19 protein-coding genes are annotated in these 24,808 nt (G+C 60.6%); 11 read left to right on the forward strand and 8 right to left on the reverse strand.

Annotation, left to right across the window (positions count from 1 at the left end; all coding sequences use genetic code 11):
* Positions 1-11: 11 nt before the first annotated feature.
* A complete protein-coding gene (locus MRBLMD1_RS12035; RefSeq protein ID WP_364399794.1) occupies positions 12-1,388 on the forward strand; it encodes an MFS transporter in 1,377 nt (458 codons plus the stop codon).
* Positions 1,388-1,726 carry a nuclear transport factor 2 family protein gene (locus MRBLMD1_RS12040; protein ID WP_364399797.1) on the forward strand — a complete coding sequence of 113 codons (339 nt, stop codon included), beginning with the start codon at positions 1,388-1,390 and terminating at the stop codon, positions 1,724-1,726. Before MRBLMD1_RS12035 ends, MRBLMD1_RS12040 begins: the two co-directional genes overlap by 1 nt.
* 552 nt (positions 1,727-2,278) lie before the next feature.
* Here MRBLMD1_RS12040 and MRBLMD1_RS12045 read toward each other — a convergent pair.
* Complete coding sequence (locus MRBLMD1_RS12045) at positions 2,279-3,220, reverse strand: LysR family transcriptional regulator (RefSeq protein ID WP_159632123.1); 942 nt, start codon at positions 3,218-3,220, stop codon at positions 2,279-2,281.
* 119 nt (positions 3,221-3,339) lie between these two features.
* Between MRBLMD1_RS12045 and MRBLMD1_RS12050 the strand changes: the two genes are divergently transcribed.
* The 4 genes from MRBLMD1_RS12050 to MRBLMD1_RS12065 all read left to right on the forward strand — a co-directional run bounded on the left by MRBLMD1_RS12050 (position 3,340) and on the right by MRBLMD1_RS12065 (position 6,894).
* The gene (locus MRBLMD1_RS12050; protein WP_364399800.1) at positions 3,340-4,332 is read left to right on the forward strand and encodes a DUF1852 domain-containing protein; all 993 of its coding nucleotides are present in this window, start codon (positions 3,340-3,342) and stop codon (positions 4,330-4,332) included.
* A 20-nt stretch (positions 4,333-4,352) separates the two neighbouring features.
* Positions 4,353-5,399, forward strand: a complete 1,047-nt coding sequence (locus MRBLMD1_RS12055; protein WP_159632125.1) for a methionine synthase — start codon at positions 4,353-4,355, stop codon at positions 5,397-5,399.
* A 2-nt stretch (positions 5,400-5,401) separates the two neighbouring features.
* Positions 5,402-5,974 carry a flavin reductase family protein gene (locus MRBLMD1_RS12060; protein WP_159632126.1) on the forward strand — a complete coding sequence of 191 codons (573 nt, stop codon included), beginning with the start codon at positions 5,402-5,404 and terminating at the stop codon, positions 5,972-5,974.
* A 209-nt stretch (positions 5,975-6,183) separates the two neighbouring features.
* The gene (locus MRBLMD1_RS12065) at positions 6,184-6,894 is read left to right on the forward strand and encodes a YoaK family protein (protein ID WP_364399805.1); all 711 of its coding nucleotides are present in this window, start codon (positions 6,184-6,186) and stop codon (positions 6,892-6,894) included.
* Positions 6,895-7,831: 937 nt separating this feature from the next.
* Here the strand turns inward: MRBLMD1_RS12065 and MRBLMD1_RS12070 are convergent.
* Positions 7,832-8,653, reverse strand: coding sequence for a hypothetical protein (locus MRBLMD1_RS12070; protein WP_364399808.1), 822 nt, complete (start codon positions 8,651-8,653; stop codon positions 7,832-7,834).
* A gap of 317 nt (positions 8,654-8,970) precedes the next feature.
* On the opposite strand from MRBLMD1_RS12070, the gene MRBLMD1_RS12075 reads away from it, so the two are divergent.
* Both MRBLMD1_RS12075 and MRBLMD1_RS12080 read left to right on the forward strand, forming a co-directional pair.
* Positions 8,971-10,863 (forward strand): DUF262 domain-containing protein, encoded by a 1,893-nt coding sequence (locus MRBLMD1_RS12075; protein ID WP_364399811.1) that lies wholly within the window; start codon positions 8,971-8,973, stop codon positions 10,861-10,863.
* Between the two features lie 180 nt (positions 10,864-11,043).
* Positions 11,044-11,688: a DUF6308 family protein gene (locus tag MRBLMD1_RS12080; protein WP_364399814.1), complete on the forward strand. Its 645-nt coding sequence runs from the start codon at positions 11,044-11,046 to the stop codon at positions 11,686-11,688.
* A gap of 147 nt (positions 11,689-11,835) precedes the next feature.
* On the opposite strand, the gene MRBLMD1_RS12085 is transcribed toward MRBLMD1_RS12080, so the two are convergent.
* The gene (locus MRBLMD1_RS12085) at positions 11,836-12,378 is read right to left on the reverse strand and encodes a S1 family peptidase (RefSeq protein WP_364399817.1); all 543 of its coding nucleotides are present in this window, start codon (positions 12,376-12,378) and stop codon (positions 11,836-11,838) included.
* Between the two features lie 205 nt (positions 12,379-12,583).
* The gene (locus MRBLMD1_RS12090) at positions 12,584-13,465 is read right to left on the reverse strand and encodes a hypothetical protein (RefSeq protein WP_364399820.1); all 882 of its coding nucleotides are present in this window, start codon (positions 13,463-13,465) and stop codon (positions 12,584-12,586) included.
* Positions 13,466-14,460: 995 nt separating this feature from the next.
* On the opposite strand from MRBLMD1_RS12090, the gene MRBLMD1_RS12095 reads away from it, so the two are divergent.
* The 3 genes from MRBLMD1_RS12095 (at position 14,461) to MRBLMD1_RS12105 (ending at position 20,008) form a co-directional block, all read left to right on the forward strand.
* Entirely contained in the window at positions 14,461-15,429 is a 969-nt protein-coding gene (locus tag MRBLMD1_RS12095; RefSeq protein ID WP_364399823.1) for a nuclease-related domain-containing protein, read from the forward strand.
* Between the two features lie 184 nt (positions 15,430-15,613).
* Entirely contained in the window at positions 15,614-18,400 is a 2,787-nt protein-coding gene (locus MRBLMD1_RS12100) for a UvrD-helicase domain-containing protein (protein ID WP_364399826.1), read from the forward strand.
* 573 nt (positions 18,401-18,973) lie between these two features.
* On the forward strand, positions 18,974-20,008 hold the full coding sequence (locus MRBLMD1_RS12105; protein ID WP_364399829.1) for a DUF4192 domain-containing protein: 1,035 nt from the start codon (positions 18,974-18,976) through the stop codon (positions 20,006-20,008).
* Between the two features lie 231 nt (positions 20,009-20,239).
* Here MRBLMD1_RS12105 and MRBLMD1_RS12110 read toward each other — a convergent pair whose 3' ends face one another.
* The 4 genes from MRBLMD1_RS12110 to MRBLMD1_RS12125 form a co-directional block, all read right to left on the reverse strand.
* Complete coding sequence (locus MRBLMD1_RS12110; protein WP_364399832.1) at positions 20,240-20,881, reverse strand: plasmid pRiA4b ORF-3 family protein; 642 nt, start codon at positions 20,879-20,881, stop codon at positions 20,240-20,242.
* Between the two features lie 285 nt (positions 20,882-21,166).
* Positions 21,167-22,303: an MFS transporter gene (locus MRBLMD1_RS12115; protein WP_364399835.1), complete on the reverse strand. Its 1,137-nt coding sequence runs from the start codon at positions 22,301-22,303 to the stop codon at positions 21,167-21,169.
* Positions 22,304-22,967: 664 nt separating this feature from the next.
* Positions 22,968-24,032 (reverse strand): S1C family serine protease, encoded by a 1,065-nt coding sequence (locus MRBLMD1_RS12120; protein WP_364399838.1) that lies wholly within the window; start codon positions 24,030-24,032, stop codon positions 22,968-22,970.
* A gap of 21 nt (positions 24,033-24,053) precedes the next feature.
* The gene (locus MRBLMD1_RS12125; protein WP_364399841.1) at positions 24,054-24,518 is read right to left on the reverse strand and encodes a hypothetical protein; all 465 of its coding nucleotides are present in this window, start codon (positions 24,516-24,518) and stop codon (positions 24,054-24,056) included.
* Between the last annotated feature and the right edge of the window lie 290 nt (positions 24,519-24,808).

Raw genomic sequence — 24,808 nt, forward strand, 5'->3', positions numbered from 1 at the left:
GAGTCCGTACAATGACGTACACCCACAACATCGCCTCCGAAGGCACCGGGGACCTGCCGACGACCCTCTACAAAAAGCTCGCCTGGCGAATCCTGCCCCTGGCCTCCATCTGCTACGCCGTGGCCATCATCGACCGGGTCAACATCGGCTTCGCCAAACTCGAAATGAGTGCCAATATCGGGCTCTCGGCCGCGGCCTACGGCCTTGGCGCGGGCATCTTCTTCCTCGCCTATATCTTCTTTGAAGTGCCGAGCAACATGGTCCTCGAACGCGTCGGCGCAAAAGTTTGGATCGCCCGCATCATGGTCACCTGGGGCGTCGTCACCATCGCTACCGGCTTCGTTCAAAACACTGGACAGTTCTACACTGCCCGGATCTTCCTGGGCATCGCAGAAGCGGGCTTTTACCCGGGCATGGTCTACTTCCTGTCCCAGTGGTTCCCACGAAAACGCCTCGCCCAGGCCCTGGCACTGCTAGTCATCGCAGGACCCATCGGCAGCATGTTCGTCGGCCCCTTGTCCGGCTGGGTCATGTCCAGCCTGGGGGGACTCGCCGGTATGGCAGGTTGGCAGTGGCTCTTCATAATCCAGGGCATCCCGGCAGCCCTCCTTGGCATTATCTTCTTCTTTTCCGTCGCCAGCACGCCGAAGGACGCCGCCTGGCTCACCACGGAGGAAAAGGCCGCCATCGCGGCAAGCCTCGGCCCCGCGGGCGCACGTGAAAAGGCCTCAAAACAGTTCAAGAAGGCCATCACCAACAAGCGGGTTTGGCTCCTCGGCTTCATCCTGGCAGCCAACTACATAGGCATCTACGCCGTCGTCTTCTGGATACCGAGCATCATCAAAAACACCGGCGTTACGAATGTAATGACCATCGGGTACCTGTCCTCGGTCCCGTTCGCTGTCGCTGTCGTGGCGACCATCGCCCTTGGCATTTACTGCGACCGCAGCCAGGCGCACCGCCGGGTACTTGTCACGGGCATGGTACTGGCCGCGCTGGGACTCGTGATCAGTGTGGCCACCGGCGACCAACTGGCCCCGACCCTCATCGGCATCTCCCTCGCCAGCGCACTCTTCACCGCAACTGGCCCCATCATCTGGGCAGTCACCAACCTCCAGCTCAAGGGCATGACGGCGGCCGCCGCAGGCATCGCGCTGATCAACACCATCGGCTCCATTGGGTCCTTCCTTGGCCCTTACGTCATGGGGCTCGGCCAGGACTGGACCGGCAACGTCATCGTTCCCCTCCTGTTCATCGCAGGCGTCGCGGTAGCCGGGGCACTGGCAGCCCTTGCCATCCCCCGCACCCGGACGAACCCGGAACATGTCGACGAAGGGTGTGAGACCGCCCTGAAACCGGCAAATCATGGGAAAGCAGGTGTCCAGTAGTGAGCACCCTTTCCGAGACAGTCCGGACCGTGATGGCGGCCTACAACAACGGGAACCCGGAACCCCTGATCGCCACTTTTCACGACGACATTCAATACACCATCGTCGAAGTCGACAGGACATACCGGGGCCGAAAGGCAGTCAGCGCCCTGGCCCGCGAGGGGGCCGGACAAACCCGGTTTCACCTGCAGGATGTCACATCGCAGGGGCCATTGGTCGCCTTCACCTACGACCACCACAACCCTCTTGCCGGAATGAGCTACCACGGCCCAGGACTGGCCGTCCAAAAGTACGACGACGACGGGCGGCTGCTCGCACAATGGGCTTATAGAGCCTGAAAACCAACAAAGGACGACGGCGGGATTCCCGCCGTCGTCCTTTGTCATCCTGATCGCTGTTATCGCAGCCGCGGTCAAGATTTGTCAGCGCTACGCGCGCCAAGACGCCTCTGACCTGAGAAGACACTGTGCCCGAGGTGGGACTCGAACTACATTCGCGGCCTTGCAAACACTGCGAACCCGCGAAACATGCGGAATCCGACCCGTCCGAAGGCTCTACGCGGCAGTACGAGACCAAAAGTGCGGACATTGTCCACACCCGTTTTCGGAGATGGCAAAGTATTGCCGGGGCAGCAGATGCCGTGAACTTGGGCGGCAGAGTCCAGCAAGTCAATAGTTCCCGCGGCGACTCCGACGACACCAGTTCCGGGTAAGCCTCGGCATCCTCCTTGACAGTCGTCGCCGGCCTGGCCAACGCTCGGCCAACAAACGGACATCATCCTCATGGAAGTCGTACCGATCGACTACTTGAAGGGCATGCTCGAGGTCCCGGCATGCCGTCACGCGTCCTCATGGCGCCTGAGCAGATCAGACCCGTCCACTCAACTGCGGTCAGTCGAGTAGCGCTACGCCGAACTCCGCGACGACGGCGCGCAGTTCCCTGAGGTAGCGCTGCGCTTGGTCGGTAAGCGGAATCGCGGCGTGGCCGATCCAGCCGATCTCGATGCGTTCGTCAACCTCGAGCGGGATGGCGACGATCTCCGGGTCGAGCTGCCCGCTGATGATGCCCGTCGAGATCGTGTAACCGTGGAGCCCGATCATGAGGTTGAAGATCGTTGCGCGGTCGGAGACCCGGATCTCCTGCTTACTGGACAAGGTGGAGAGAATCTCCTCGGCAAAGTAAAAAGAGTTGTTCGCACCTTGATCGAAGGTCAGCCGCGGCAAGGCGGCAAGATCGTCCAGAGTCGCCCGCTCTTTTGACGCGAGCGGGTTCTTCCGTGAAATGAAAATGTGTGGATCGGCGAGGAACAGCGGAGAGAACGCGAGCCCGGATTCGCGGAGCAGCTTGTCGATGACCTTCCGGTTGAAATCGTTCCGGTAGAGGATGCCTATCTCGCTGCGGAGTGTCCGGACATCCTCGATGATGTCCCAGGTGCGGGACTCGCGGAGCGAGAACTCGTATTCGGCCACCTCAGTGGCCTTGACCATCCGGACGAAGGCGTCCACCGCGAACGAGTAGTGCTGCGTGGACACCCCAAGCAGACGTCGTGTCGGTGGCCTGCCAAGATAGCGCTGCTCGAGGAGGGCGAACTGCTCGACCACCTGTCTCGCGTAGCCGAGGAACTCTACCCCGTCGGCGGTGAGGGTGACCCCGCGGGCGGAGCGAACCAGGAGTGCACGGCCCACCCGTGCCTCAAGGTCCTTCATGGCAGCGGACATGGTCGGCTGCGCGACGTAGAGAAGATCGGCCGCGGCGGAGATCGACCCCTCAGCGGCAACTTCTATGAAGTAGCGGAGCTGCTGCAGGGTCAGTCCGGTCGAAATCTGGGCCATAGGAAGATTCTATATGAATGCATAGTAACGCCTAGTTACTTGATACCCCTTGAAAGGCTGCACCATGGATACATCCCCTTCGGAAAGGCCGTCTCCGGCCCATCAACGATTGGCAGCGCATGGCCGACGATCTCACCTTCAGCATTACCACCACCCGCTTCGACGAGGACTACTCCCCGTCGGAAGGCTCCCGGATCACGACGAACTTCGCCAACCTGGCACGTGGCGAGCACCGCCAGGAGAACCTCCGCAACGCCTTGACCATGATTCGGCGTCGTTTCAACGATCTCGCAGACTGGGACAACCCGGACCGGGACCGCTACACGCTCGAGCTTGAGATCGTTTCCGTGCAGATACAGTTCACCGCGGACGGTACGGATCAGCAGTTCCCGCTGTTCGAGGTTCTCGATATCCAGATCGTCGACCTGCTGAACGGGGTCCGCCACCAAGGGATCGTCGGCAACAACTTCTCCTCCTACGTCCGGGACTTCGACTTCAGCGTCGTACTGCCAGCGGCAGCAGCTGACTCGGGCAAGCCCACCGTACCCGAGGACTTCGGAGACCTTCACGGCAAGCTGTTCCAGCACTTCCTCGATTCCCCGGTATGCCGGGAACGCTTCCCGCAACCGCCAGTGGTCTGCATCAGCGTCTCCACGAGCAAGACGTACCGGCGAACCGGAAACCATCACCCGGTCCTGGGCGTCGAGTACCAGCAGGACGAGTTCTCGCTGACGGACGCGTACTTCGCAAAGATGGGGCTGCGGGTCCGCTACTTCATGCCCCGCGGCAGCGTGGCTCCCCTCGCCTTCTATTTCCGGGGCGACCTGCTCAACGACTACTCCAACCTGCAGCTCATCGGCACGATCAGCACCATGGAGACGTTCCAGAAGATCTACCGCCCGGAGGTCTACAACGCGAACTCCGCCGCCGCCGTCGTCTACCAGCCGAGCCTGGGCGAGCAGGATTTCTCGCGGACCCAGATCGCTTACGACCGCGTCGAGCGCGGTCAGCTCGCGGTCACGCAGGCGAAGTACACGGAGGAACACTTCATCACGCCCCACAAGGATCTGTTGGACCAGTGGACCGCCAACTACCCCGCCCTCGTCAACTGACCCTCGGAGAATCGCCAATCATGAACACACTTTTGCCCACCACCCTTGTCGGAAGCCTGCCGAAACCATCGTGGCTCGCACAGCCGGAGACTCTTTGGTCCCCGTGGAAGCTGGAGGGGGATGCGCTGCTCGAGGGCAAGCAGGACGCGCTGCGCATCGCCATCCACGAGCAGACCCGGCGCGGCATTGACATCGTCAGCGACGGCGAGCAAACCCGCCAGCACTTCGTCACGACGTTCATCGAGCATCTCGTCGGGGTGGACTTTGAACAGCGCAAGACCGTGCGCATCCGTGACCGTTACGACGCGAGCGTGCCAACCGTCGTCGGGCCGGTGCGCCGCGAACGGCCGGTATTCGTCGAAGACGCAAAATTCCTCCGCTCAACTACCGACAAGCCGATCAAATGGACTCTTCCCGGTCCGATGACGATGGTGGATACGCTTTACGATGACCACTACAAGAGCCGCGAGAAGCTGGCCTGGGAGTTCGCCGCGATCCTTAACCAGGAAGCGAAAGAACTCGAGGCGGCCGGCGTGGACATCATCCAGTTCGACGAGCCCGCGTTCAATGTCTTCCTCGATGAGGTCAAGGACTGGGGCGTGGCTGCGCTTGAGAGAGCGGCAGAAGGACTGCGTGCGGAGACCGCCGTGCACATCTGCTACGGCTACGGGATCAAGGCGAATAATGATTGGAAGGCGACGCTCGGCTCACAGTGGCGGCAGTACGAGGAAACGTTCCCGCTGCTCCAGAGCTCCAGCATCGACATCATCTCGCTGGAATCGCAGAACTCCCACGTGCCCATGGACCTCATCGAGCTCCTCCGCGGCAAGAAAGTCATGCTCGGGGCAATCGACGTCGCAAGCGAGACCATCGAGACCCCGGAGGAGGTCGCAGACACCCTCTGCAAGGCCCTGCAGTTCGTTGATGCGGACAAGCTCCTGCCCAGCTCGAACTGCGGCATGGCACCGTTCCCCCGGGATGTCGCACTGGCCAAGCTGAGTGCTCTCAGCGCAGGGACGACCATCGTTCGCGAAGAACTGGCCCGCTCCACCCCCAAGGTGTCATAACGGTGTTTCACGCCTACCCCGCAGACACTTGGCTCGAGGCTCCGCAGCAAAGCTTCCCGTCTTCCCTCTCGGCCGATGAATTCAAAGCACTGTTCCGTGGGCACCCGGGAGGTGTCGCCGTCGTCACGGCCGATGCCGGCGAAGGGCCTGTGGCGCTGACGGTGTCCTCGGTCGTGTCGGTGAGTGCGGACCCTCCGTTGCTGATCTTCTCGGTCTCGGCACTGTCTTCTTCGTCCGAGGTGCTGTCGCGCGCCGAGACCGTCGTCGTGCACCTGCTGGACGCGCACGACGTCGACCTGGCCAAGTTGGGAGCGACCCCCGGTGCCGACCGCTTTGACCAGACGCACCGCTGGTCGGCCCTTGCAACCGGCGAAGCGGTGTATGACGATGTCCGCGCTTGGGTGCGCTGCGCCGTCATCGATCGCATGGAGGTGGGGACTTCCACCATCATCGCCGTTCACGCCCTGGAGTCCCGTGTGATGCGTGACGTCCAAGCGGGCGAACCCGGCGACGCTCTGGTTTACCACAACCGTTCATGGCACCGCCTGGGCGAGCATTCCAAGCTTGAAGGCTGAGCGCCGCGCCAACAATGCGAGGCAGGAAGCAGAACGGCTCACGACGGCGGAAGTATAACTGCCGCCATTCGCGCTTCGTGGTTGGCGGCATGGACGCACAGACGGCCAACGACCACGTCCTTGACGAGGGCCTGATTGACGATGACCAATAAGCATGTCCGAGGGGTGGTCATAGAGACCACCCCTCACGATGAAGGATTCCATAAACCATGACATCAGCCATAGCCAGCTCAGGTACTAAAACCACCTCTACTCGGCAAGAAAATGCGTCTCCGGAAAAGTTCCGACTGATGCTCATGATGGCCCTCACGCTCGTTACAGGTGTGGTCGACGCCGTCGGCTACCTTGGACTTGATCGCGTCTTCACCGGAAACATGACCGGCAACGTGGTAATTCTTGCGATGGCGTTGGCCGGGGCCGCGAACCTGCCAACTTTGGGCCCACTGGTAGCACTTGGCGCCTTTCTCCTCGGCGCTGCGGTCGCCGGATTTACGCTCCAGTCAAGCCCGAAAGGCTGGAACCGCAGGGTAACGCTCCTTCTCACAGCGGGTTGTATCGCGTTGACGGGAACCGCTGCCATCTCTCTCATCGTGGAAGACGTCGGCCACCAGTCCAGTCGTGTCATTGTTGCCGCCCTTATCGCCATGCACATGGGCTCCCAGGCCCTGATTGCGCGGCATTTGGGCGTACGAGACATGACCACAGTGGTCATTACGTCCACCATGACCTCCCTCGCCGGAGAGTCACTTGTGGGCAAGCAACGGCCCCGGTTACTCAACCGACGGCTGGGCGCTGTCCTCGCTATGTTCGCCGGGGCCGCCATCGGAGTACTCCTGCTGCAGATCCATCTCAGCGTCCCGATCGGCCTCGGCATCGCCATCACCGCCGCTGTGACGGTCCTGGGGAGACACTGGCATTGATGCGGTACATTCCATCGGCTGTGCCTGCGCAGCCGACAAGCCTCCGCGAGGCCAACCTTGGCTCAACCAGAAGCAAATCCGATAAGGGCGCGAATCCGAGGGCACTACACCCTAATCGGACATCAGTCTGACCGTCCGACGGCGTCAGGTTAGAGTCGGCTTACGGCCCCTTGGACACCGACTCCCAGCAGCGATATATCTCAAGCTGACCCTCCCACCTGCCTCGGGGAAGAGCGGCACACCGCCGAGTCCAACAGTCTTTCATCTGACGGCCCTGCGCTAAGTCACGGCAAGCGGGACTGCGAGAACTCGAACTCCCGGCCGGCGCCGGGCAGAGCATCAAATCAGACGTAAGTGTGGACAGTGTCCACACTTACTTTGGCTGGACAAAGCGATGAACGCAAGGTGCTTTTTGGGTCGTCGAAACCTCGCATCGGAGGCCGCGAATCAAACGCGCTGCGGTCATGTCGTCGTCTCTCCCCCGGCCCATGAATAGGTGTAGGCCACCCCGGGGCCCACCCGACAAAGACCGGAAGCGAGGAACCGCATAACCCCAGCACCAAGAGGGCGGAGAGCCCACCAGCCCAAGTCCTGAACCCGCCACCCACACACCTGAACAGGCCCCGCGGCAGCCAAGCCACAGCCCGCGACCCAACCCGTCAGACGGCGCCACCGCAAGTTTTGTACACACGTTAAAGCAAAATCGCCCCTGACGAGGCGATCTGTCGTGCCCGAGGTGGGACTCGAACTACATTCCAACCCTTGAAAACACTGGGAACCCGCGAAAACATGCGGAGTCCGGGTCAGTCCGAGGGCTGTTTGGCCCAGTACAAGACGGAAACTGTGGACAATGTCCACACTGCTTCTTTCCACTAATACCTGCCTGCTCAGGCTCACGGAAATCTGCGCCGTCAGCCATTCGGTTTGGTCCGCATTCTTACTGTTGCGGCAGTTGCCGCTTATTCGCGGCCTGGCGCAGCGTCCACCACAGGAACTCGCCTGCGTGTGGACCGTGCATGAAGCGATCGCCCACAAGCCCCATCAGCAGGTCGTTGCTCCACACGATCTGCTGACCGATCAGCGACTGGGACTGAGGCGGCAAGTCCAGTCCGAAAAGTGCTCTAGCCGCCATCGACTTGTGTTTATAAGTCAGGAGTGTCAGGAACCTCTCTTGATAAGCGACCGAAAGCACTTTCGAGAGCAGTACTTCCTTGAAGCCCGGGAATGAGAACGAGACGCGATCGTTAATTATGTCTGTGAGCCGATCCTCCAAGGGCTTGTCAGTCCCCCGCAGCAAATAGTTCACCACCTGACGGACCTGAGCTGCACCATACTCCGGGTTCTTGTCGAAAGCACGGAGGAATGCCCTTTGATCGCCTAGGTTGGACCCGCTGGTGTCGGTCCCGAACGCCCGCAGGTCTGCCGGATCTGCAGTGGAAAGGCATTCCTCGCTGAAGATGCGTTTGTACTTGGACCAGAAGCCCGGCACGCGAGGATCGATTCCTGCATCCTCCTGTCGCAGGAACTCGGCCTGGAGGCGCCTGGCGGCCGCTTTGGCCTCCGGGGTGACGTTCTCAGCCGTAGGTAGATCTCTCGGCGGCCACTGGGACGATCGAGGTCCGGGCGTGGGCCGAGCCGCGCCCTGCGCCCAGGCGTAGTCGCAGTCCGGGCACCAGGCCCTTTTTCGCCCATCCGGCAGCACCTCGAGGACCTCGACGTCCTCGTGGCTGCCGTTCAGCGGACACATCACCAGTGCCATGGGAAGCTCCCTCAGTTTGTTAGTGGGCATCGCCGCACGTCGGAGACCTAGGGAGCCAGTTTATAACTCAGCTTGAAGCAGGCAGCGTCAGTACAACTAGAGCAGTCCTGCGGATTCTGTTTGGTCCAGCCGGGTGGAAAGGCGTACTTAGGCCACCGTCCGGTGTCTGCCACCGGTGTTCGAAGGCGTGATGAGTCCGGGTGCAGCGTCCCGGGTACGACGGCGCGCTAAGAAATGCAATGCAGAATTGCCACCGTCGTCCCGACTTGACCGATAGCGGGTGGCTGAGGACATCGAAGTCGGGAAGGTGCAAGCAAGTGGATACTCATCCGCGTAGTCCGCGGGACCTCTTCGAGGGTCGCCGCCATTTTGAGATTCCCGCATTTCAACGCCCCTACGTCTGGGACGAGGAGAGCCAATGGTCGCCTCTGTGGGATGACGTGGTCCGGGTCACCGAGAGCTATCTTGCGCCTGGCGGTAAGCCCCCCATTCAAAATCACTTCTTGGGAGCAGTTGTCTACGAGTCCAAGACACCGTCTGCCGGCGATGTGACTCGACACGAAGTCATCGACGGCCAGCAACGCATGACCACCCTTCAACTTTTGCTTGACGCCGCCCACGAAGTTATCGCTAGGCGCGGGCACCAGACGGAAGCGGATCAGCTCGAAGAGCTCATTTTGAATAAGGCGTCCACCTTCAAGGGCCGCATCGAGCGCTTCAAACTCTGGCCCTCCCAGGCAGACCGCAGCGCCTTTGCCCACGCTATGGATCCAGAGGAACCGCGGGTCGAAGAGCACCGTGTCATCGAGGCACACGACTTCTTCCGGTCCGAAGTAGAACGGTGGCTAACTGGGACACCAGACGAAGAAGGGATCGTCCCACCGGGGACTGAAGAACTCCGCGCAAAGGAACTCTGCTCAACGCTTGAACATCGATTGGTAGTGGTCGCCATCGACCTGTCCGGCCACGAAGACTCGCAGCTTATTTTCGAAACTCTGAATGACCGGGGCACCCCGCTACTAAAAGCAGACCTCATCAAGAACTGGGTATTCCGCCGGGGCGAACAAATCGGTGCAGATGTGGACAAGTGGTCGAGGACACACTGGGCCGACTTCGATACCGTATGGTGGCGCGCTGAAATCTCCCAGGGCCGTCAGATTCGGTCCCGTGTAGACATCTTCCTGCAGTACTGGCTCACGATGCGCTTGCAAGAAGAAGTAAAAGCGGAACTGGTATTTAGAGTTTTTGCGGACTATGCAGGGTCGCGACTAACCACTGTCGATCGCGCTGAAGCGTTGCTGACGGAACTGCGGAAGGATGCCGATACTTACCGGGGGCTGAGCGAACTCGATGTATCCACGCCCGAGGGCCGGTTCCGTTCTCGGGTCATTGAAACGATGGAACTGGCGGCCACTACCCCTGTTTTTCTATGGCTCCTCTCGGAGAACCACTCGGTTCCTCGTGACCAGTTACGGATCGCCCTGGACGCTATCGAGAGCTGGGTTATCCGGCGCACACTCCTGCGGAAGACCTCCAAGGATTTAAACCGCTTCATGGTGGCCACTTTGAAGTCGCTTGGAGCAGTCAAAGCCGAGGACGCCGGAATTGCAATCAAAGCCTTTCTTTCGGAACAAACTGCGGAGACACGCTACTGGCCTTCTGATCTAGAACTGATGACGACCCTTCCTGACGTGAAACTGTACGGAAATATCCGCCAGTCACGCCTCCAGGTCGTCCTCCGTGCAGTTGAACAGCAACTTCGTAGCCATAGCACCAGGTACGAAGCAGTGGAACTTCCTCGGGGATTGGAAATCGAGCACGTGATGCCCCAAGGTTGGCGGACTCACTGGGACCCGCAGCCGAGGCTTACACCTGAAGAGGCAGCCGTGCGTGACCGAGTGGTAAACACGATCGGCAATCTTACGCTCGTTACCAAGTCCCTGAATGGTTCCCTATCGAACCGTCCCTGGACCGACAGTGAGGCAGCGGGGCTGATCGACGGTGGTGAGCCGGACAAGGGCAAGCGAACCCTGCTAGACGCATTCAGCCTTCTTGTGCTCAATAAGGAAATCACTCAAGGAAACCCCGATTGCTGGACGGATGGGGACATCAAGAACCGCTCGCTAGCCCTGACCAAGGCGATCACTCAAGTCTGGTCTGGCCCCGCGGTGGAGACACAGGACGCCGCCTTCGAGGCGGCACGCGCCTAAGGCAGGCACAGGACGCCTATCACCATGCCATTCGTGTTTACTCACCCGCCTTTAAGATTGTTTATGCTTCGACCCACGAACTTCACTGATAGAAGATCGTCGTAATCCTAAATTGTGAATCTCAAAATCCGATATCCCTATAGCCCGTCTACGCTCTTCCGACACCAGAAGAGGACAACCATGAGTACCAGTAACATCACAATCGCTGGCCATGCCATCAATAGACCAATTGAAATCTTGACGGACTACAGCCAGCGCTATGCAGGAACCCTGTCCAAATACGACTTTCGCGACAAAGGTGATCCGAACACCCTTACCGCGGAAGAGATTTGGGCCACCAGAATTATCCACTCGCGGATTACCCGATCTGAGCAGGCCGAGCTGGAGAAGCGGTCACGAAGTTGGAGGGCAGACTGGGCGGCAGTCGCGCCTACCGCCCGCCTTGAAGACGCGGACCCGGCCAATAACGGCGGAACCTACGACGCGATGCAAAAACTCTATTCCCACTTCACAGATATACGCGGAGTGAGCTGGGCTAAAGCCTCCAAGATTCTGCACTTCAAGCGCCCGTACCTGTTCCCAATCCTGGACTCGCGTCTGATGAACGTTTACTGCCGAGCGGCAATGACGGCAGCCGAAGAATTCAAGCACCGCGGTTACAGGCGGATGTATTGGGCTGCCATCCGCAACGACCTCATCGCAAACAGAGACAGTCTTGCACAGCTTCGACAAGCCCTGGCCAATCAGGATGCCGGCCACCATAAGCTGTCGGACCTGAGTGACTTGCGCATCCTTGACATTCTCAGTTGGTCCCATGGCAGCTGACCCACCGTCTGCTTCCATACCCCGCACTCATCAGTCCCGGCCGACACCGGCTTACCCGTCTCGCAACTGATGAAGAATAAACCAATTCGGTGTGAAGGCCATGACCACCGTTAAGGGAAATGCTCTGCCGTCACCATGGCGGGAGCTCTAGAGAACACCGCCGCAGGCTGCAGAGCGTGAGTAGTTGTTGGGATTAGTCAAGACCTGACGTAGAACTTCAACGGGTACCGCGTAATAGCTGTTTCCCTCGCCGGCATAGGCAACACCGACGAGTTGACCTGCGTCGTTTATGAGCGGGCTGCCCGAGCTGCCGTGCTCGATTGGCGCATCATTTACCAGCATGGGCAGTGATGACCACCCGACGGGGTCTGGGGCGTACTTCAAGACCCTTCCGTGCGTTGTCGTCAGCGGGCCTCCAAGTGGGAAGCCTACGGCTGTTACGTTCGCCCCGACTACAGGATTTTCGGTAGCAAGTGGAATCGTGGCTGGCAGCGGTTGCTTCGTCCACACCAAGGCCAGATCGGCTATGACCACGGCGCCTGTGGCTGTGACGTCGATGTCATGGCCATCGTAGGTACTGACCTGAAGAAGGGCAGCGCCTCCGATGACGTGGCGATTTGTGACGAACACGTGGTCTGAAATCGCGAATCCGGACCCCCTTGCGACTTCACCACAGCCAATGTTGCGCACGCGTAGTGCCGCTCGTTCGTAGGCAGTAAATCCGGTCGAGGCAACTGGCCCGGCGACGGGCGTGGCAGTCGTACCGCTGGGGTCATATTCGGCCGGGCGAGTGGAAACCGCGGAAGGCGGAGGCACTGGAGTGAGTCCGCATCCCGCCAATCCCATGGTGCACAGCAATAATCCAATGGGCTTGATTACTGATTTCACAACCTGCTCACCCGCCCAGCTTTTTTGAGAGGGCGTTACTGTCCGCACGTGCGCGATTGCAGTCTGTGTCGGCCTGGCGTGCCGAGTTCATGGCTGAGGTGTACTCGCTGGCGTGGTAATTAGCCAAGTACGACATAAAGTTCTGCTGGTCGCTGATGCACAAGTCCATTTCCTTTGTGACTTGTTGGGACATCACGAGCAGCGTGGCAAACGATGCAGCTTGATCTCCGGCTTGGGCCTTTTCGTTGGACAACGAGCGGATCCGGTCCGTCGCAGTGTTGAACTGCGTGGTCATGTCGCTGAGTTTGGTTTGTAGGTCCCCCGCCTGGGCTTTGAGGCCGTCCCGCTGCTTGGTCATCGTTGCGAGATCATCAGATGTCCTGTTGGCAGAGGCCCGCCATTCCTGAGCCGAGTTGGTGGAGTAAGCGAATCCAGCTCCCAGGCTGGCGGAAATCAAGCACAAAATAACGATCGATACGACATACGGCCACCGTCTGGAGGGTCGCTGCGGTTCCGACGTTGATTCTTGGCTTCCAAACCCCTGCAGCTCGTCCAAATTCCCCCACGATTTAGTCCTAGTACTTCCCGGTTCCCCTAGGGTCTCTGCTGCTTCGGTGATACGGATGAGTGCGGACAGCGTGCGGAAGTAGCGAACCCCATTGATAATTGCGAAAAGCAGGCCACCGCCGATAGCGCCTATGAAGAGAACGTACTGGCCTCCGGGCGATGCCGCGTTGTACGTGGCAAGGGTCAAGAAGCCACCGGCGACGACAAGGCCAACGTTGATCAATGCCCACACCGCATACCCCCGCGCGGCTCGCTCCAGCCGGGCAACGCCGCCCTGGTCCCCCACCATAAATTCCCTCTCAACCTGCGTGGTGTGATCCACCTGTGCCAAGAGTAATGGGGAGCCAGGTTTCCGGAACGAACTGGCCAGATTGTGTCACGGCCCACTGCGCAAATGAAGAGGCTTTTTACGACGGCCGGAAGTGACTGCACGTCGCGGCGGTCCAGGTACCGTGGATGCCGTCGATGCCCTGTCGGATACGGCGGGCGCGTGGGAGGGTTAGCGCCTCACACCGTTCGAAGAGGAGGCCACTCGGTGCCAAAGCTGCATGGGTGGGCGCTGAGTGGACCGGAGGGACGCCGCCGACGGGGCCAGCTGGGAAGCGGTCGTGTGGATCCGGTGGCGTGCTCGGGCCTGACGTGCTCAGTGATTTAACGCAGCGCCCCAGTCGGCAGCACCTGGGTGTGGCGGGCTCCTCTTCAACCTCGGTCGAGAGTCTTGTCGAGCTCGCGCCAACGCTCCCATGCAGACTGACGTGTGACTCCTAGCGCAGTCGCAATCTCGGTCCAAGACAGTCCGGCCTTCCGCGCCTGCCGCACAGTCCCCAACTCGGTGCCATCACATTTCTGCCGAATCTCCTGGATGCACCGCAGCGTGAGCAGCAACTCTTGCTGCCACGCCGGATCAGTCATGTCAGAATACCGCTGTCTGGGCCCCGTCAGAGCGCGATGGGTAACAGGCCCTCCACTGTATCTAGCCATAGCGCCAGGTTCGCCTTGCAGACACCGCCTGTCAAGACACCCTGACATCGCTCCATAAGCACTCACTGATAGCGACAACTGAACAAAGGAATTGCTGCGACCTTGTCAGGAGGACGGTCCGCCAGTGGGAACCAGCGGGCTTTCCTAAAAAGGGCACTACGGTCATCCATGTTGAACTTCGAGTGGTACCCCGTTGGCTATTGTTTTCGCTTCGTGGCGGCGTTCTTGTCAGTTCGCGGGCGGTCGCCCTGACTAACATGTCTACGTCGTTCTTCCAGCGCTGTAACTCACTGCGGTGGGCGGTCGCATCCACGCTGTCCGATACTGGATCACTCAATGGGACAGTTTGCTATGTCTTTCCGAGCGGACGCGCGGCCTGCCACGAAAAAGTTCCTGACGTGGGTGAGAATGAGGCATGGCAACGCGCATCTGCGGCCCGACCGCCGTGATCTCCAAGCTGACTCGGCAATTCGTTCCAGTGATCCACCCCGCCTCCTCGTGAAAAAGATGAGACTTCGGTACGCGGGGGTTTGCACGGCGTGTAAGTCGCCTCTTCCGCAGGGAACAGAAGCGGTCTATGAGAGCGAGACCAAGACCGTCCGCTGTCTGGAGTGCGCCCCCGACGCTACGAACACCATGCCTCCCGATGTGGAACGACCTTCTGATGAGTCCGGAGTAGCCGGATCGTCCGCACGACGTGAATATGAGCGCCGCAAAACCAAGGATGAGGCAAGGCTCCGGGAGAAATGGGGCCGCTTCGGTGGAATCGCAGTGGCCCTCGCTGACGAGCGGCAAAGCACCAAAGCGTGGGATCGCGGCGCGATCGGTGAGGAACGCCTCGGCGCCCGGCTAGATGCCCTGGTCACCAATGACATCGCAGTTCTCCACGACCGCCGTATCCCTGGCTCAAAGGCGAACATCGACCACATCACGATCACTCGCGGTGGAATCTGGGTGATCGACGCCAAGCGGTACAAGGGGCGACCCGAGCTGAAGATCGAGGGCGGCATCCTCCGACCACGTGTCGAGAAGCTCCTCGTAGGCCGGCGGGACTGCACGAAACTGATCGATGGAGTACTCAAACAAGTCGGACACATACGCGAGCACGTCGGGGATGTGCCGGTCACCGGGGCGCTGTGTTTCGTGGATGCTGACTGGCCCCTGATCGGGGGTGCCTTCACGACGCGTGGCGTCCATATTGTCTGGCCGAAAAGGCTGGCGAAACTGCTTACAGAAGACACCGGCGGCGACGTCGACGTCGCCGCCGTCCGTGAGTCGGTAGCTTCGCGGTTCAAATCCTCGTGACGTCCTTGTCGACGGCGCCCGCCACCGACATCCTACTTACTGCCCGGACAGGCAGGTGCCACAGCGCTGCCATAATTTGTCGAGGACGCTTTTTGATATTTGTTGGCCCAGCAGCTGCTCCTTGTAACCCGGCTCTTCTCTTCTCAGCTGGACAAGCCACGACACTACCGGGAGGGCAGGGCGGATGTTGACGACGTGGGGACCGTCGGGGTTCGGGAAGCTCGTCACCGGTTCCGGAAGTTGGCAGCTCACCCTCGACCATGACGGTCTGACTGTCCACGCCGACGGAACGTCATTTGCTGTCGGCATGGAGGCACTGACATCGCCGATAGTGCTGCCAGGCGTGTTGTGGTCCAGGCTCGAAGTGCCGTGCGAGGGGCGAAGCATCGTGCTCCGCGGTATTCCCTCCCGATCCGCCCGTGAACTCGGGAGCGCCATCGAACTGCTGCTGGGTGTCGCTGAGGTGAAGGCCTGGGCGGCAGGGTTCTTCGATGCAGCCCTTCCCTCTGCGGCGGGACGGCGATGGCTTAGCCAGGACTTTCGCCTGCGGTGGGAAGAAACGAAACCCGGAGAAAGGCTCGGGAAGCTCCTGCACGAACCGCTCCTGGCCGGCCACATTGCCGCTCTCGACAACACTGCCCAGAAAGCAATCCGGTTATGGAGCACTGACCTCGAACAGTACATTGCAGGGTTGAACGCAGATCAGATGAGTTCCGAGCTGGAATCCCGTGCTGACTTGTTTGACCGGGTTGAGCGTTCACCCTTGACCCGGGAGCAGGCCCACGCCGTGATCTGTTTCGACAACCGCGTGCAGGTCATTGCCTCCGCCGGTTCCGGGAAGACCTCCACCATGGTCGCCAAAACCGCCTACGCCCTGCACCGAAACCTTGTACCGGCGGAGAAAATCCTGCTGCTGGCCTTCAACAAAGACGCCGCCGAAGAACTCAAACAACGGATCAAGGACCGCCTGCAGCCCCTGGACCTCGACGGTGGCCAGGTCGCCGCCCGCACCTTCCACGCATTCGGACTGGAAGTCATTGGGAAGGCCACCGGGCGTAAACCTGCCCTGGCCCCGTGGCTGGAGAATGGACAGGACCACGAACACTTGATGCGCCTGGTGGACGGGCTCAGGGATACCGATCCCGGGTTCCGGACATTGTGGGACCTTTTCCGCATCGTTCTCGGCACCGACATGCCCGAATTCGGGCAGGAACAGGACGAGCCAGACCTCTGGGAGACCGCAACGAACGCCCCGGCGCTTCGGACCCAGCAGGGCGAAACCGTCAAAAGCCACGGCGAACGGATGATTGCTGACTGGCTGTTCTACAACGGGGTCAAATACAAATATGAAGCACGGTACGAGCACGACACCACCGACGCTGAACACCGACAATACTGCCCAGACTTCTACTACCCCGACATTAACGCCTACCACGAGCATTTCGCCTTCGATGCACACGGCCGGACGCCCCGCACCGGGTTCGAAGGGTACCTCGACGGGGTCACGTGGAAACGCGCAACTCACCAGCAGTACGGGACCACCCTGCTGGAGACCACCACGGCAGGAACATGGGACGGAACTGCGTTCAGCTACCTGGAAAGGGAACTCACCGACCGCGGCCTCACCCTCGACCCCAACCCCGACCGTCCCGTCCCCGGGCGCCAGGTAATCGAGAACGCGGACCTCGTGCGGACCTTCCGGACCTTCCTTATCCACGCGAAAAGCAACCGGCTCGACGACGCCGCTCTCCGGGACAATCTGAAATCCCGGCCCGGACTCCGGACCCGGTTTCGGCATTCGATCTTCCTGACCCTGTTCGCGTCAATCCGGAACAAATGGGAGCAGGAACTCGCGGCAGAGAACTACATCGATTTCGAGGACATGCTCAACCACGCCGCCGACCATATCGAAGCTGGCCGGTGGGACAGCGGATACGAACTGGTCATGGTCGATGAAATGCAAGACGCCAGCCACGCCCGGGCACGACTCGTGCGGGCCCTGGTCAATCATTCCGACAGGTACCTGTTCGCGGTCGGAGACGACTGGCAAAGCATCAACAGATTCGCCGGCGCGGACCTGTCCGTGATGACGGACTTTCACCGCTGGTTCGGCCCCGGTCAGACCCTGCGCCTGGAGCGAACCTTCCGGTCCCCGCAAAGCATCAGTGACATCTCCAGCGCCTTCATTCAAAAAAATCCCCAACAACTCCCTAAAAAGGTCAAATCCCTGACCCCGGAAATCGAAGCTCCGGTCAGAATCATCGCCGTCAGCAACACCAACCAGTTTGCCAACAGCGCAGATAGGTTCGCCGGCGCCGTGAACACCTATTTGGAACAACTGAACCGCGAAGTGCGCGCCGGTGCGGTGCCGGCCGGGGCCGAAGGCAAAGTTCAGGTCCGTATCCTCGCCCGATACCGTCACCTGCTCAACAGCATCCCCGCCGGCTACGGAAACAGGTGGGACCACCTGAACATACAGATCAACACCGTCCACGGCGCAAAAGGCCTCGAAGCTGACTACATCCTGATCCTTGGAATGACCAAAGGCAGATACGGATTCCCCAGCACCATCATCGATGACCCCGTACTCGAACTCGCGATGCCCGACGGCGACACTTTTCCCCTGGCCGAGGAACGGCGCCTCTTCTACGTCGCCCTAACCCGTGCCAGACGCTCAGTGTTGCTCCTCACCGTTGAGGGCCAGGAATCCCCCTTCATCAAGGAATTGGTGCGGGATCACGGCCTGACCGTGCAAAACCAAACCGGACAAACAATACAAACGGTTATCTGCCCCATCTGCGGCAACGGATTCATGACCCAACGCTCCGGCAAATACGGCACCTTCTACGGCTGCAGTCAATACCCCGACTGCACAGAAACCATGAGCACCGCGGCGTACACCCGAACAATCACCAACACCAGAGGGACACAAACACGCCAAAAACCCCCAAGCCAACCTCGGAACTCCTAAAGCTCAAGAAACTAACTAGATCGACGAAGGATTTCGGCCAGCACCGGAGCGATGACCCCGGCCGCCGACCCTTTTCGGCAGACAGCGCACTTATCAAAAGGGAAGATGTACAGGCCGGGGATCCAGGACTCTTCCTGCCCGGTCGGCGACGGCAGTCAGATGTCCCACCCGGCGCGTACGATCCCGTAGCTGATCAGGACCATGGAGGCCGGGACAAACAGAGAGTTTCAATCACAAGCCGTCCCGGACCCGCATTCGTGCCGAGTCATGCTGCTCGGTCCTTGCCCGTCGATGGACAAGCAAAAGTACGAACTGCTTGTCATTCTGATATCTCCCATGATCGCTGGGCGGGTCCTCCGCGCAACCAGGGCGCTACCGCGCCGACCCCGAAACCGAAAACTTTGCGGAACAAGGCACATGCGCTCCGCATAGAAGTTTTCAGTCCCGGCGCCGGTCCCCCAGGTTGCACTGCGGCCCCTCGACCCAGCGGATGGTCCCCTACCAGAACGACGCCGAAAGCCAACAACCGCAGAAGAAACCGCAATAACAAGGGTGAAAGGGAAACACGGGATCATGGAAAAGCTCACGATCAAAACACCATCGGATGTCCTCAGCTTCATTGGGCACACCTTGGGCTTCTGGCCCCAGGAAAGCCTGGTCTGCATCACGATGAAAGACAACAGCATCGGAGCCACTCTCCGCATCGACCTCCCCCACCAAACCGGCCAGGAACTCTCCTACGCACGGACCGTCGCCCACTACCTCACCAGCGCCACCACAGCCACATCAATCCTCTTCGCCGTCTACACCAGCGAAACCACCCAGCCCGGGCAGGGCAGGCCGCAGGCATGCACGATCGCCGCGCTCACCGGAGTCCTCGCCGAGCAGGGCATCACTATCCGCGACGGCCTCTTTGTCGGCGATGCAACCTTCTCCCCCTACGACGGCGACCCCGGCACCAGCGTGGCCCTGCCTGTCAGCTCCACCGAAACAAGCGCAATCAACGCCGAATTCATTTACCGTGGCAGCTTCGTTGAACCCACCAGCCAAATCACACTTCCCCCTGCCGGCCACGAATCAGCGAAAGCGGCTGCCATCGAAAGCTACATGGACTCCATCAGGACTCAACCGACCGAGGCCGCACTCAAGCACGGGCGGCAACTCTGGTCAGACATGCTCCGCTCCACCGACTTTCCCAGCGACGAGGACTGCCAGGCCCTCGTCGCGAACCTGCAATTCCCCGCCATCCGCGACCGACTCATCGCCGATATCCCAGGGATGGACGAACCCATGCAGCAGATCCTGTTCGCCCAAACCAAAGAACCTCCAAAATGGTCACGCATCGAATGGGCACAACAACTCCTCCTGCACGCCTATACCCGGACCTCCCCTGAACACGCAGCACCAGTCCTCACCGCCATCGGCTACATCAACTGGTGGGAAGGCAAAGGCAGCAAAGCACACCAATTCCTTCAGCTCGCCCTCGACACCGACCCGGCCTACCGCCTCGCCCGCCTTAGCGACCAAATGGTCGGCTCCGGCCTCGTCGCGCGATGGAACATGAACAAGAACACGGCTTACAAAGCCTTACCGTTTGACATGCCGTAAATTCTTGTCCCCGCTCAGCGAAGGCAATGCACTCCCCCTCGACTGGTGACAAGGCCAGGAGATCTGTTCCCTACCGCTAGCGACGACAGCCGCGATTCTCCGACATCCAGCTAAGGAGCAGACTAGGTTGACGGAACGTCCATTATCGGCCTTTCAAAACAGGCCGGGGAGTGCCCCCGGAAGGGGCTGTTTTTGCCGTCGTTTGTGGCGTTTTTTCCGGACTCCGAGGGCTCAGAACTGCTTAGCCAGCGCCCGGTTTACGGCGGGGATGTCCAGGAAGGCTGGGTCGAATGGCTCGGCAGATCCGGTCATGTCGGCGACCCATGCGGAGTGTTCGTCGTGGTCAGGATGCGACGCGTCGGCCAGGGCATCCATGATGTCCTCGTAACCCGGCAAACCTCCGGAGTCTTCCAGCGGGCCGCGCCGGGCGCCGTCGATCATGCGGGCCGGCGGACTGTCGTCGTCTGCGGGGCGGCGGGAAACCAGTTCGAGCCGGTGAAGCCAGCTGTCACCGAAGTCGTATTCGTAGAACGCTTCGCCCGACCCCAGTGCGAGCAGTTGATCCAGAGTGCACTCCTCCTCAGGCCTGTCGCCCGGTTCTTCACCCTGCTGCCTTGGAAGCCACTGCGGGACTTCCGGAAATTCGCCGTCGACCGGCCGCAGCGGCGCGAACGGGTCGCTTGTTACAAACCTGTGCAGGTGCGCGTCCTCCCAGCCAAAGGCTGTCTGCAGCACCTGGTGTATCTGACCTAAAGTCAGCGAGCCCCGGAGCTCGAATCGACGCCAAATCTCAGGCATACTGTCGACGAGGGCCACGCGAACCTCCAGGACGGATTCCTGTCCCATACCCGTCCCGGCCGCAAATTTGTCCATGGCACCCATTTTTACAGGTCTCACGGCCCTACTAAGTGAGAGGCATGACCTCTCCCCCAGCCTCGGCCGATAGCTTGACGAAAGGTAAACTATCGGCTCTTTAGAACTGTCGGGGGAGTGGCTGCACAAGGCTGCTCAGCCAGCACTGCCCGTCCTCACCTCTGCGGATGGCTTCGGTTCCCCGTCGACCTATTGTTGGACGGCGGGGGTCTTCTTTCAATGCACCGACATAGGCGGCCTTCTTCGTAACGAGCATGTCCCGTAGGGCGCGGATCCAGTTCAGGATCAGGAAGCGTGATGGGATCCTGCTGGGCTGCTGATGACTCTGTCACGTCCGGCAAGAACACCCTTCCCGGCGAGGACTGCCATCGTGCCCGCGGTGAGGAGCAGCGGAGGTGCCCAGTCTCCGCTTAGGTCGCGAAGACCACCGAAAATGACTGGGCCCGCTGCACCTAGTCCGTAGCCCACGGATTGCGCCATGCCCGATAGTGACGCCGCCTGCGGGTAGTTCACGGTTCGCAGGCTGAAGAGAGACAGGGCGATGACGATGAGGCTCCCGCACCCGATTGCCCCCAGTAGGACCCATAGCAATATGAGGTCCGGCGCGAGTGCGAGCCCGAGGAACGTTACGAACGTGAGTAAGGCACTCGTGAAGGATACGAGCCGCTGGTCCGAACCCCGGTGAAGGATTCCCCCTGTGACAAGGCTGGCGAAGACGCTGATGAGCAGAAAAACGGAGAGGTGGATGCCAGCGGTGGTGGCGGGGATCCCGCGGCTTTGTTCGATGGTTGGAAGCCACGCCATCAGGACGTAGAAGGCGACCGATTGCAGTCCCATGAAGATCGTCACCTGCCAGCCCAAGGCGGAGGCCCAGGGCGACCGGTAGGGGGTGGCTTCGGTCGCGGTGTTATGCGTGGTGCTTGTCCTGTGCCGGCGCAGCCACGGCATGAGCACGGCCATGGCGATGAGGGCAAGACCCAGCCAGATTCCGAGGGCAAGCCGCCAACCTGCGGGGGACGTCTGTGCAACGGGAACGACGAGGGCGGCCCCCACTGCGGCAAGGGCCGCCTGCGTGGCCGTATAGCTTCCGGTGACACGGCTGACCCTCGTTGGAAAGTCACGCTTCACGAGCGAGGGGACCAGGACATTGAGAAACGCGATAGCTAGGCCGATCAGTGCTGTGCCCGCCCAAATGAAGCCGGGCACGGGCAGGGAGCGGACCGCGATGCCCAAGGCGAGGATCAACAGTGACATCCACAGCGCACGGTCCAGACCGAGGAGGGAAGCGAAACGGGGCGCCACGGGTGAAAAGACCGCGAAAGCAATGAGCGGAAGACCTGTGAGGAATCCTGCTGCCGCGCTGGACAGGCCCAGGTCACTACTGATGTTAGCGAGGACCGGTCCCACGCTGACAAAAGACACCCGAAGGTTAACTGCAATGAGCAGAACGCCAATGAAGGCAAAGCCTAGACTGGCGGCGCGGTCCGGCCTGTTCCCAGTAGCAGCGCGCATCGTACGTTCTTTCCTCCTTCTGGAGTCGAGGAGCCTTCTCACCCCCCCGGCTCCAAGTGACAAGAGAACAGGCTTTGACTAAGCATGTCACCCTGCCGAAAACTTCCCTTACGGAAATCCCCTCTGGGAGCTAAGTAACTGACCAACATGATGGTCCCGGCGAGGGCCACTTAAAGCGCAACACTTCCCAAGCTGCTTTAGAGCGACTGATACTAGGGGGAATCGGACGTCAACGTTACCCCTTTTGGGCCGTTTGCGGTTTGGGCCATTACGGGGATCGATGGTTAAACGGGTGCATGCTTTATCCCTGATCCGCCACCAGCGCCCGATTAGTCAACAGGGCGCCGCTTTGTCCCTTCCGCAGGGAGCGCCGCCCTGTTGTTGGTTCTACTGGCTTGAGGCTAATGCGGGGCATTGGGCCTGGCAGCGTCAACTGTTTCTCGCGCGAATGCCTAGGAAGGCAGGGTCGAAAGGTGCCTCTCTTTCAGTTTGTTCTTGGATGCCCCCATTTTTGGAAGCATGACGTCCACTGAAGCAGGTAGCGATGGGTAGCCTCTGATGCCCGGTCCGCTCCTCAGCGCTCTCCTGCCAGGTTTCCGAGGGTGATGTGCAGGTTCTGTGATGTTGAGCCGCGCTGCACCACGACGTCCACCTGCTGCCCTGGGTCCTGTTTCCTGAGGGCCACGAGCAGGTCGGTCACGTTGCCGATGTCCGTTTGGGCGAACTTGGTGATGATGTCCCCTGGCTTCATGCCGCCTTGTTCCGCCGGGCTTCCTTGGGAAACACTGACGATCAACGCCCCGGCCGTCGTGGGCAGGGAGAAGCGTTGGGCGAGCTGTGGCGTGATGTCGGTGGGGACCACGCCGAGGGCGGCGTGCTTGACCGACCCGCTTGCCAACAGTTGGTCGGCGACGTCGGTAACCGTGGAAGACGGCGTAACGAACCCGATGGCCACGGCTCCCGTGCTGGGTGGAAGGTACGCCTCGGAAAGACCGATCACCTGGCCGCTTGAATCCGCCACCGCACCGCCGGAATTACCGGGGGAAATCGGTGCGTCGGTCTGCAGCAGGTCGATGGCGCCGTGAGGTGATTCCTTCGACGGCGGCATGTTCCGGTGCAGGCTGGAGACGATGCCGGTAGTGACGGTTTCCTCCAACCCCAGCGGGCTTCCGATGACCACGGTCATCGAACCCACCTCGGGATCGGATGCAGCGAATTTTGCCGCCGGAAGGCCGGTGCGGTCGACCTTCAGGACAGCGAGGTCCGTGACGTCGTCAACGCCGATGATGGTGCCTTGGGACTGGGAGCCGTCAGCGAACTGGACCCCGACGTTCTTGAAGGGCTGTTTTTGCTGGTCCTCCACCACGTGCGCGTCCGTGACGATCGTTCCGTCGCTGTGATAGATAACCCCGCTGCCCAGGCCGATGGCTGTCCGGATGGTGACGACGGAAGGCTCGACTTCCCTGACAACGCCGGGAACCGCAGGCAACCCCGCACCGCCCGCCAACTGTACTTGCGAAGCTGTCGGGGAAGCGGCGGACGACGAGGAACCGGGCGCCGGCGCCGGGGTGCCGGTGCAGCCCGTCAAGGTCAGTGCCGCCGCCGTCACTCCGGCCGCGGCGCAGAGTCCAAACCTCATGGGATACCTCCTCTTTAGGCGTCACGGGCTGGCAGAAGGGATATAGGGCTGGTACTGGTCAAAAGTCCCATTCTGGATGGGGACATTGATGATGGTTTCCTGCCCCTTCACACTCACTGTTAGGTCAGCCCGTGCCCCCGGAGCTTCCGGGGCGCTGTTGAGTATGACGGGGGTCTGGTCAAACTCCCTGTTCCCGTTGGCCGGGATCTTGACCGGCACCTGTTCGTCGGAGTCGGCCAGGACCAACTCGATATCGGTGGCCGTGGTGTTGATGATCGTCCCCAGGACGCGGGCGGGTTCAAACTGCCCTGATGTCACAAGCAGGACGCTTCGCAGCTCCAGCCCCGCAAAGTTCAGGTCGGAGCCGAGCGCAACAGGGTCGCGGTCCCCTTCGGCGGGGTCGGAGCAGCCGGCCATCAGGAGGGCTGCAACCATCAGGACCGGCAGCAAGCGGAAGAATTCGATGGTGCCGTGGGTGGGTTTCATGATGTTCCTTTCCTTGGCCTTGTGATCCCTTCCAATGCGCCCCGCCCGCTTTAGCGTCTCCCTCAGTGTGGCGCTGCAGTTGCGCCAACGCAACAGCTAACGACGCATCCAACCCGCTCTATCTGAATCGTTGCCCTCCCGTAACCGAAAACATGACGGTGGGCTTGGTTGGGAAGATAGCGTTGTTTGCACATTGCCAAATATTCCGTGGGAGTGGCACTGAGCCCGCTGGTCGAAGACGCGATTCGAGGCCCATGCGGGTGCGATGCCGGAAGGTTGCGCCCTGTGCC

Source organism: Pseudarthrobacter sp. LMD1-1-1.1 (genome assembly GCF_040676255.1).
Taxonomy (GTDB): domain Bacteria; phylum Actinomycetota; class Actinomycetes; order Actinomycetales; family Micrococcaceae; genus Arthrobacter.